Annotated in this window: 6 protein-coding genes and 1 pseudogene; 4 read left to right on the forward strand and 3 right to left on the reverse strand. The window is 71.4% G+C overall.

Annotated features, from left to right (window positions below; translation table 11 throughout):
• A partial coding sequence (locus ACIQVZ_RS41640; RefSeq protein WP_402458159.1) for a catalase occupies positions 1-2,212 on the reverse strand: 2,212 nt, incomplete at its 3' end.
• Between the two features lie 456 nt (positions 2,213-2,668).
• On the opposite strand from ACIQVZ_RS41640, the gene ACIQVZ_RS41645 reads away from it, so the two are divergent.
• The 3 genes from ACIQVZ_RS41645 (at position 2,669) to ACIQVZ_RS41655 (ending at position 5,877) form a co-directional block, all read left to right on the forward strand.
• Positions 2,669-3,019: a hypothetical protein gene (locus ACIQVZ_RS41645; protein ID WP_402458162.1), complete on the forward strand. Its 351-nt coding sequence runs from the start codon at positions 2,669-2,671 to the stop codon at positions 3,017-3,019.
• A 136-nt stretch (positions 3,020-3,155) separates the two neighbouring features.
• On the forward strand, positions 3,156-3,803 hold the full coding sequence (locus ACIQVZ_RS41650) for a hypothetical protein (RefSeq protein ID WP_402458165.1): 648 nt from the start codon (positions 3,156-3,158) through the stop codon (positions 3,801-3,803).
• A gap of 400 nt (positions 3,804-4,203) precedes the next feature.
• On the forward strand, positions 4,204-5,877 hold the full coding sequence (locus tag ACIQVZ_RS41655; protein WP_402458168.1) for a hypothetical protein: 1,674 nt from the start codon (positions 4,204-4,206) through the stop codon (positions 5,875-5,877).
• On the opposite strand, the gene ACIQVZ_RS41660 is transcribed toward ACIQVZ_RS41655, so the two are convergent.
• Positions 5,817-7,970: an NB-ARC domain-containing protein gene (locus tag ACIQVZ_RS41660; protein ID WP_402458171.1), complete on the reverse strand. Its 2,154-nt coding sequence runs from the start codon at positions 7,968-7,970 to the stop codon at positions 5,817-5,819. The genes ACIQVZ_RS41655 and ACIQVZ_RS41660 overlap by 61 nt on opposite strands.
• 304 nt (positions 7,971-8,274) lie before the next feature.
• On the opposite strand from ACIQVZ_RS41660, the gene ACIQVZ_RS41665 reads away from it, so the two are divergent.
• A complete protein-coding gene (locus tag ACIQVZ_RS41665; RefSeq protein ID WP_402458173.1) occupies positions 8,275-9,927 on the forward strand; it encodes a translation initiation factor 2 in 1,653 nt (550 codons plus the stop codon).
• 15 nt (positions 9,928-9,942) lie between these two features.
• Here ACIQVZ_RS41665 and ACIQVZ_RS41670 read toward each other — a convergent pair.
• Positions 9,943-10,255, reverse strand: a pseudogene (locus ACIQVZ_RS41670) (hypothetical protein); the annotation flags it as partial.

The following is a 10,255-nucleotide window of genomic DNA, read 5'->3' on the forward strand; positions in this document are numbered from 1 at the left end:
GGGCCGCGACGGCCCGTGCTGCGTCGGTCTCGGTGAAGACGCCGGGTGCCTGTGGGTCGATCCCGGACGCCGCCCACAGTGCGCGGGCGTCCGCGAGGCCGGCGATCGGCTTGGCGTGCCGGTAGGCCTCGTTGACCAGCAGGACGATCCGGGAGTCGAGTGCCGGCTGTCCGCCCGCGACCGCGCCGGACTTGGCGTCACGCGCGCCGCGGTCGTCCGCACCGGGTGCGGGAGCGTTGGTCACCAGTAGCGCGTCGAACTCCACGGACCGGGCTGCCCCGAAGGTCCGCTGCACGGCGAGACCCTCGGCCAGCGGAGCCCCGGTGGGTCCGATGAGCAGTGGCAACAGCCCTGCGGCCAGAGCGGCTTCACGCATCGCGCGCGCCGCGCCGGGGTCGCTGCCGGCGCCGGCGATGATGCCGAGCACGCGGCCGGTCGCCGGCCAGCGCTGGCCCAGCTGGGACAGGGCCGCACTGGCGGTGACGTCGGCGTGTGCCTTGGCGGTCGGTGCGGGCAGGCCCAGGCCGGTGGCGACCTCGCGGCACAGCTCGTCGTCAATCCGCGCCAGGACGGTCAGCGCCCGCTCTTTGATCGCCTGCTCGTAGACCTTCGACAACTCGAATGTGTAGGCGGCAATGACGTGTTCGCGCTCGACTGGGCTCAGGCTCAGCCAGAACAGGCGAGGCTGGCTGAAGTGGTCGTCGAACGAGGCGGGCGCCGCACGCACCTTGGCGCTCGCGGCGATCGGGGTCGGGTACTCCACGAAGGCGTGCTCCGCGATGCCGGCGAAGAACGGGCAACCGCCGTCGAGCGAGTTCGGCTTGTACGGAGCCACACCGCTGTGGACGGCGTCCTGGTGGAAACCGTCGCGCAGCATGTCGTTGACCGGCGCGTGGGTGCGGTTGATCGGGATCTGCGCGAAGTTCGGCCCACCCAGGCGCGTGATCTGCGTGTCGAGGTAGGAGAAGAGTCGGCCGGAGAGCAGCGGGTCGTCGGTGATGTCGACGCCGGGAACGAGGTGGCCTGGGTGGAAGGCGACCTGCTCGGTCTCGGCGAAGTAGTTGGTGGGGTTGGCGTTGAGCGTCATCAGCCCGATCGGGCGCACCGGGGCGAGCTCCTCGGGGACGATCTTGGTCGGGTCGAGCAGGTCGATGCCGTCGAAGGTCTGGTCCGGGGTGTCGGGGAACGTCTGGATGCCGAGTTCCCACTGCGGGAAGTTGCCCACCTCGATGGCATCGGCGAGGTCGCGCCGGTGGAAGTCGGGGTCCATGCCGCCGATCAGCTGGGCCTCGTCCCAGACCAGGGAATGCACGCCCAGTTTGGGCTTCCAGTGGAACTTCACCAGCGTGCTCGCGCCGTCTGCGTTGACCAGGCGGAAGGTGTGGATCCCGAAGCCCTCCATCATGCGGTAGGAGCGCGGGATGCCCCGGTCGGACATGTTCCAGATGGTGTGGTGGGTGGCCTCGGTGTGCAGTGAGACGAAGTCCCAGAACGTGTCGTGCGCGCTCTGTGCCTGGGGGATCTCGCGGTCCGGGTGCGGCTTGCCCGCGTGGATGACGTCGGGGAACTTGATCGCGTCCTGGATGAAGAACACCGGGATGTTGTTGCCGACCAGGTCGAAGACTCCCTCGGCAGTGTAGAACTTCGTCGCGAAGCCGCGGGTGTCGCGCACGGTATCCGCCGAGCCCCGCGACCCGAGGACGGTGGAGAAGCGCACGAACACCGGCGTCTGGACGCCCTCGGCCAGGAATGTCGCCTTGCAGACGCCGCCTGCGGTGCCGTAACCGCGGAAGACGCCGTGGGCTGCGGCGCCACGGGCGTGCACCACCCGCTCGGGGATCCGCTCGTGGTCGAAGTGCGTGATCTTCTCCCGCAGGTGGTGGTCCTGCAGGAGCACCGGGCCGCGTGGGCCAGCCTTCAGCGAGTGATCGGAGTCCGGCAGCCGCACGCCCTGGGCGGTCGTCAGGTAGCCGCCGTTCTGCGCCCGCAGGTCCGCGGACGCCCCCGCGCCACGGGCGGTCGCGGACAGGACGGCAGGCGCGTTCTGGTCCGGCTTGGGCGGCAGCGGCGCGCGCGGCTCGGTGGGCTCCGCGACCGTCGGCGAATCTGCCGAGGGCGCACCCGGAGCCGCCTGACGGTGGCAGTCCACCATGCCTGTCACGGCCTCAGCCACGGTGGGCACGGCCTTCTGGACGGGGTTGGACTCGCGCATTGTTCCTCCTGATCGAACATCGGTCCACCCACGTCAGGATGGACGGGCCGCCTACAAATGACTATCGGCCGGGCTGGACGGCTCGTGGCGGCGGCGCACCGCGAGAAGCCGGCTGGATATCGGAGGTCGTCTGCCCGAGAGGGCAGGCGGTACACCTCGGGCTGCCGCAGCAGGGACCTGCTTGGCCGGACGGCGCCCGATTGCCCGTCGGTGCAGACTCGCGAACACCGCGATTCCGTCCGGCCACCCAGCGGCTGCGACGCCTGGCCACCACCTCGGACACCCGAACACCGCCCATCTGAGCGTCTCAATGACCGCTAACACCTTTTCCAGGGGGTGACCGCTTTACCGGCGTGCGGACGCGCGACCTGACCCCGGCCTTGTCACGTTACGAGCTGCCGTGCCAGGGCAGACGGATCGTGTGCCGGACATACGGAACGAGTCGGGGGGACTGGCGTGCTGCTGACGTGGATCGGGGTCATCGGTGGCTACGGCCTCGGCGGGCTGGTGGTGATGCGCGCCGTGTTCGAACAAGGCAGGGCCCGATTCCGGCGGACCACTCCCGTGGAGACCGAAAGGTTCGACCAGCAGGAGCGTCAGCACATCGAGGTCGTGGCCCTTGTCGCGGGACTCCTGTGGATCGTCGTCCTACCCGCGATTGTGCTCGGGCGCCTGGTGGCGAGGCTGGGCCTGGCCCGTCCCCGTGGCAGTGGGGGCGATCCCGTCTCCGCCGGTCGGATCGACGAACTTGAACGGGTTCTCAGCATGGGGCCCTACGCGCCAGTCGACGATCCGGTCGAACGGTAGGCCTCGGACGCCGGCCCTGTCTGCACCTGGGCAGGACGTGCCCTGGCGCCCCGTCGACCGGCTTCAACAGCTCCCTATGGCTCCGAGCCCGTCGGCCCGACAGAGCAGGCCCGTATGTAGCACTACTGTTCAGGCCGTGAAGAATCTCGGCGGTACCAGCAACGAGGTCCACGGCGGTCAGGTCGACGGAGCCCTTATTCAGGCGGGAGCCGTCCACGGCGGCATACACCTGATGAACAGGTCGATCGGAAGAGGGCATTGGAGCCCGCTCGGCCTGCTCTGGCGATTCGTGGCATCGTTGGCCGGGTGCGCGGCCGTGTACGGCGTGACGCGTGGGGGCACACCGCTGTCGGGGCTGGCTGCGGCGTGCAACGGCGTGGCGATTCCGGCAGGCTGGACGGTTCCCGCCGCGAACTGGGTCGCCTCGCACTCCGAGGGAGTCTCCTTCATCGCCCTTAGCATGGTCACGATCGGCATCCTCTCCCTGCCGAGGCCCCCTACGTCGGGATGGGACGTGGGCGGGTCCCTGGAGTGGCGCAGCCCGTCGACCACTGTGCTGGCCGCCTCGGTATTGGCCCAGTGCGGATGGAGTTGGTGGACGACCATCGACATCGGGCTGGTCGGCGCCTGCGGCGTCTGGATTGCGGGTAGGAACCCCCGTCGTTTCCCCGACAGACGGGGCATCGTGTCGGCCCCTACGGCTTCCCTCGTCCTCGCCCTCGTGTTCGCTCCTGTTTACGTTGGCCTCTGGCTCTTCGCGCGGGACGAACCGAGGGCAACGTAGATCCGGGATGGATCGGGCGGCCTGTACGGGAGCCTTGATCGAGGTGCCCGATTCAATGTCAAGTCGGCGCTTCATGCTTCTGACCAGTGTGTTTCGCGCGACCAGATAGGCTGGGCACCTGAACTTAGCCTGATCACGGCCCGGCGTGGCTCGCCTCTGGAAACGGGAAGGTGAAACGGTTGCCCTACGTGCCGCTATGCGGTAGGGAGAATGCCGCGAGCCGCGAGCCGCGAGCCGCGAGCCGCGAGCCGCGAGCCGCGAGCCGCGAGCCGCCTGAGCGGCACTGTGGGATCCTGCGGTCAAGCGGAGGTGCACGATGGATCCCGATGAGCACATTCACGTCCCGGTGGGGGAGGATGCTCGCCGCTGGCGAACCTTCAATGGCGAACGGACCGTGGTCGTGGCCGCGCGAACGGTCACTTCGCTCGTGCGCGTGCTGGACGTGGTCCCCGAGATACTCCACGACGACGCCCGGATCGCCGTAGTCTTCGGCTACGACCCGACATCGGCCTTCAATGACGGTGTCCTCGATCTGCTCCGCTCTCTGGGCTGCCGCACCATGCCCTGGTCGCAGCTCGCCGAGTGTGCTCCCGACCTGGTGATCTCCGCGTCGGAGAACCTCACCGTTCCCCCGGGGGACTACCCGGTCCTGGTCCTGCCCCACGGCATCGGTTTCCAGAAGCAGGTCCCGGACTCGGCTGGCCCCGGCACGCGGCTGTCCGGTCTGGTGCCGGACGCGCTGTTGGAGGCCCGCCGGGCCTGGCTCGCGGTGTCGCATCCCTCCCAGGAGGCCCAGTTGTCCTCCTTCCGGCCCAACACGGCGGGCAGAACCGTGCTGGTCGGCGACCCTTGCTACGACCGGCTCCTTGCCAGCGGCCGGTGGCGCGAACGGTACCGGTCCGCCCTGGGCATCCTGCCCTGCCAGCGCCTGGTGCTGGTTACCTCGACCTGGGGTACGGAGTCACTGGCCGGCCGCAACCCGGAACTGCCTGCCGAACTGTTGGCTCAGCTCCCGGCCGATGAGTACCGGGTTGCCCTCGTCCTGCACCCCAACGTGTGGTCCGGGCACGGCGCCTGGCAGGTCGGGGTCCTCCAGCGGACCGCGGTGGAGGCCGGGCTGACCACCGTCGACCCGACGGACGGCTGGCAGCAAGCCCTGGTCGCCGCGGACCTGGTGATCGGGGACCACGGCTCGGTGACGATGTACGGGGCAGCGATCGGACGTCCCGTTTTGCTCGCCGCGTTCGGTTCCGAGGCTGTCCCCGGAACAGCGGGCTGGACCCTGCGCACAGCGGCACCGTGGCTGGACACAACACGGCCCCTGTCTGGACAGATCGAGGCGGCACTCACCGATCACCGCCCAGACCGGTACGAGCGAGTCGTCTCCGAGGCGTTCGCCGCTCCCGGCCGGGCACTCCCCCGGCTGCGCGAGACGGTCTACAACCTGCTCGGCCTGGCCCCTCCCAAGCGGCCCGCCCGCACCGCCCACGCTTTTCCGCTGCCCGCGCCGGGGGCCGCGCCTCCCCGCTCGCTGCTGGTCCGCACCACGGTCGTGAGGCGCCGGGCCGACGCGATCGAGGTGGACCTGCACCGCTTCCCCGCCGCGCTGGCCGCCGGGGCGGCGGAGACGGCCGACTCGTTCCAGCACCTGTCCTGCGACGTGGACGAACCGGACACCCGGCTCGCCGAGAGCGCGACCGCCGTTCTGGTCCGCTCCTCGGTCTTCGCCACCACCGAGGGACGGCGGCGGCTCGCGGAACTGCTGACCGACTTCCCCGGTGCGAGACTCGCTGCAGTGGCCACGGAGCACGGCTGCCTGGTCGGCCTGCGCGACGGCAGGGCGGTCGAGGTCAGCGCCGGCACCGGCCCGTGCCCGGATCCGGGGGCGGCCGCCGCCGCGACCTACACCGTCATGCGCCTCGAGCTGCCGCCGGACGACCTCACGGTGACGCTGCGCCGTGGAACCTTCCGTCAGGAGCTGCTGCTCCGGATGCACCGTCCGGCAGCGGTCGATCAGGCTCCCGCGAGCCGGGACAGGACTCCCGCCGCCCGGGGGCTACCGCCCTCCTCGTAGACCGCGAGCGCCCGGCGCAGACAGTCCCGCACCTCTGCCGGGTCGTCCAGCAGGTCCGCGAGGTCCTCCAACGCCCGAGCCTCGTAATGGGAGGCCTCCTCCTCGTGCAGGCGGGTGACCGCCTGCCGCAGATCGGCCACCGCTCCGGCGCGGTCCCCAAGCCGTTCCCTGGTCCGGCCCAGGTCCGCCAGCGCCCGCGCCGCCATCCGCTTGTCACCCCGGGCGGACAAATCCTCCATCGCTGCGGCGAGGCCGGCCAGGGCGGCGGCGTGGTCACCGCTGGCGCTCTGGGCGCAGCCGAGGAAGTAGCGGGCCAGGGCGGCCCCGCGGCCCTCCCCGGCCTGGAGGTTGAGCGCGAGCGAGGCCCGGTACGCGTCGACCGCGCGAGCCTGGTCGCGCCCTTCCCAGTACCGGCCCAGGAACTCCTGTACCGAGGCCTGGAGGACGAGGTGACCCGATTCCAGCGCCAGCTGGTCCGCAGATTCCAGCTGGGCCCGGGCCTCGTCGTCCCGGCCCAGGTCGAGTAGCGGCCGGGAGAGCAGGCTTCGCAGCCTGGCCTCGGCCGCCGGCTGCCCGTCACGCGCCGCGGCCTCCGCCCCCAGTTCCAGCGACTCCCTCCAGTCGGCGAGGTGCCGGTGGTGCAGGAAGAGCACGGTGAATGCCTCCGCCAACTGCCACACCTGACGGTTGAAGCCCGACGCCGCGGCGGCCCTGAGCACGGCAAGGATGTCACCGCGTTCGGCTTCCAGCCAAGCCAGGGCGTCCTGCTTGGGGCTACTCGTCGCCCCGAACGGCTCGGTGCTGCCGGCCTTCCCTCCGGGACCACCGGTTCCGAGGCTCTCGGCAGGCTCGGCAATCCTCAACCGGTCGACCCGTACGGCGAGATCGGCCAGACCAGCCAGGGCCCGGTAGTGGCCGCTGACCCGGCGGACGACCTCCCGCTCCGCGTCCGGTGCATCGAGCTCGCGGGCCAGGCCCCGCGCGTGGAGGCGGACCAGGTTGTGCATGGCGTACCGGCCGTCCTCGGCCTCGGTCAGCAGGCTCGCCGCTTCGAGGGTGTCCAGTGCGCCCTGCACGTCTGCATGGGGGAAGCCCGAGACCAGCGCCACCAAGCCGATGTCGAAGGCCCGAGTGGGAAAGAGGCCGAGGATCCGGTAGACCCTCGCAGCGGTGTCCGGGAGGTCCCGGTAGACCAATTCCAGTGCTGCCGCCATGGTGCGCTCCTCGGGGCCGGACGACGCGGCGATCCGCGCGAGGCGGCTCTGTTCGTCGGCCAGTTCTCCGACCAACGAGCCGATCGTCAATCGCCGGTGGGTCACCAGACGGGCGGCGCAGAGCCGCAGTGCCATCGGCAGGCCGCCGCACAGTCCGACCAGTTCGGCCGCGGCCTCCGCTTCGGTCTCGACCCGCCGCTCCCCGCAGAGCGCGGCCAGCAGTTCCAGAGAGCTGCCGTGGTCGAGCACGTCGAGCTGGAGGAGCGCCGCCCCGTCGAGGGCGAGTTCCCCCAGCCGCCAGGTGCTGGTGGCGAGCACCGCGCTGCCCGCTCCCTGCGGCAGCAGGGCAGTCACCTGGGCGGGGTGGCTGACGTCGTCGAGCACCACCAGCATCCGCCGGTCCGCCGACAGGGTGCGGTAGAGCGCGGCGCGGTCGGCGAGTTTGGCCGGCAGGTAGGGGTCGTACACACCGAGGCCGCGCAGGCACATCGCCAGCGCCTCCGAGACGTCCCCGCCGTCGCCGCCGCCCAGGGCTCCGAAGTCCACGTAGAACTGGCCGCCATGGAAGCGCTCCCGATGGCGGTGGGCCCACTGCCGGGCGGCGGCGGTCTTCCCGATGCCGGGAAGGCCGCTGAACACGCCGATAGGGCAGCCCTGGACGTCCTCGCCGCCCGCTAACACCCCGTCCAGCTCGGCGAGCGCCCACTCGCGGTCGACGAAGCGCCGCGGAGGGCGGGGAACCTGGTCGGGTCGCCGGCCCCCCGACTCCGGGGACGGCGCCGAGTGGTAGTTGAAGGTGATGCCGCCGTGGACGCTGCCCACTTGGGCGATCGAGCCGTGCACCGTCCCCGGCAGGCTGTTGACCACGTGCAGTGGCACGGGGTGCCCCGCGTTCTCCCACCCGTTCACGCAGCCCACCGCCTCTCCGGATCGCCGACGGAGTCACGTTACTGGAAGGAGCCCCGGAAGGGCGACGCTTCAATCGATACCATCGGGGCATGCCACACGAGGTCCACGAAGTCGAGCCCGAAACTCCTCGAAACCCTTGTGTCGAATCCTCACAGGCCGATATAATGGGACAATTTGCGGGCAGCGGGCAGCGGGCAGCGGGCAGCGGGCAGCGGGCAGCGGGCAGCGGGCAGCGGGCAGCGGGCAGCGGGCAGCGGGCAGCGGGCAGCGGGCAGTGCTGATCCCGGTGCGCTCCGCAGGGGCACTCCACCGGCTCCTTGACGTGCTGCCGGTGTTCCTCGGGGATCCGCGCATCACCACCCGTTTCACCCTCGCCCCGGGTTCCGACTTCGATGTCGAGGCCCTCGCCGCACTCGACCGGTCCGGCGCCCGGACCGTGCCGTGGCAGGAAGCCCTCCGCGCCGACCACGACCTAGTGCTGGCTGCGAGCCCCAAGGGTGAGCTACGCGAACTCTCCGGCCCCCGGGTCCTGCTTCCGCACGGGGCGGGCTTCAACAAGGCCGTCCGCGGCGACGGTTCACCGGGCGTACCGTCGGGCCTGGATCCCGCCTACCTGCTCCCCGGCGGTACCCCTTGGGCCGACCTGCACGCCCTCGCCCATGACAACCAGGTCGCCCTGCTGATCCATCACTGCCCCTCCCTGGTGGGCCGGGCCAGCGTGGTCGGGGATCCCACCCTCGACCGGCTTCTGGTCTCCACCAGCCACCGTACGCACTACCGCGACGCCCTGGGGACGGGACGGCGACGGCTGGTCGTGCTCACCTCCACCTGGGGGCCGGAATCCCTCCTGTCCCGACGCCCCGGGCTGCCCGGCGAACTCGTCGCCCTGCTGCCCCAGGACGCCTTCCAGGTCGCCCTGGTCCTGCATCCGAACGAGCACAGCCGAACCGGCGCATTCGACCTGTCCCGGCAGCTGGCCCCGGCCTTGGCCGCGGGGCTGGTGCTGTCCCGGCCGTACGAGGAGTGGGCCGCGCTCCTGGTCGCGGCGGACTCCGTGGTCACTGATCACGGATCCACCGCCCTGTACGCGGCCGCGCTTGGCCGTCCGGTCGTGAACGCGTACGACGGCGGCAACGAGTTGCTCCCGGGGAGCCCCATGGCGCGGCTACTCGCCCGGGCTCCCCGGCTCGCCGAGGCGGGGCAGCTGGAAGAGGTCCTGGTGGGGGCTGCCAGGCTGGACACGCGTCCCGTCGCTGAGGCCGCCTTTGCGCGGCAGGGCGAGGCCCTACCGCGACTACAGCGAAGGCTCTACCGGATGCTCGGCCTGCGCCCGGTCGCCCCGGCTCCGGAAGCCCAGGCCTTCCCCGCCCCGACCAGCGTGGACCGCCGTCCGGCGGCCCACGCCGTCCGAACGGAGTTGGACGGCCGCCGGATCATCGTGGAGCGCTTCCCCCCGCAGACCCCACGCGCGGTGCACCACCTCGCGGCCGAGCATCCGAAGGCCGGACCACGAGCGGTACAGAGCGCGGCCGTGCTGTGGCGATGCGCCCGGCCGACCGGTCCCGGTCCTGCCGGCCCGCGCCGGTTCTCCACCACCTGGACGGCTGTCGGCTGGACGGCCCACGTCCTGGAAGAGGCGCCGCTCTGCCGTACGGCCGCCGCAGTTCTGTCCGCCGAGCGGTGCCTCCTCAGACACCGCTCGCACGGGCTCTTCAGTATTCGGCTAGAGCCCCACCGGGCCGGGGGCCGGATGTCACGCATCGATCCGGTGGCGGCGGTCTCCGCGGTACACGCCTGGCTCGGCGCTGCGGCGCCCGCCGCCGTCGCGTCCGCTGTCCCAGTCGTCCTCACCTGCGGAACGGGGCCGCTCATCGTACGCGTCCATGTGTGCCCTCCTGCCCCCGAAGACCTCGACCACGAACTCTGACCGCCCAACCCGCCCTCAGCCTCCGTCTCGGACCTGCCGGGAGGCAGCCCGGTACTGCTCGGCCTCGGCGAGGTCGCCCCGGCCCTCCGCCAGGACCGCCAGTTCCTCCAGCACCCGGACCTCGTCGGTGCCCGAGCGCCGCTCGCGGGCCCCGTCCAGGGCAGCCCGGACCAGGGCCTCCGCCTCCTGTGCGCGCCCCGACAGCCGCAACGCCCGCCCGAGTTCGAAGCCCGACCGCGAGGCCATCCGGCCGCGTCCTTGATCCCGCGCCATGCGGTGGCTCTGCTCCAGCAGCCGAACCGCACCACCGTGGTCTCCGCCCGCCAGG

Source organism: Kitasatospora sp. NPDC098663 (assembly GCF_044760075.1).
Taxonomy (GTDB): Bacteria; Actinomycetota; Actinomycetes; order Streptomycetales; family Streptomycetaceae; genus Kitasatospora.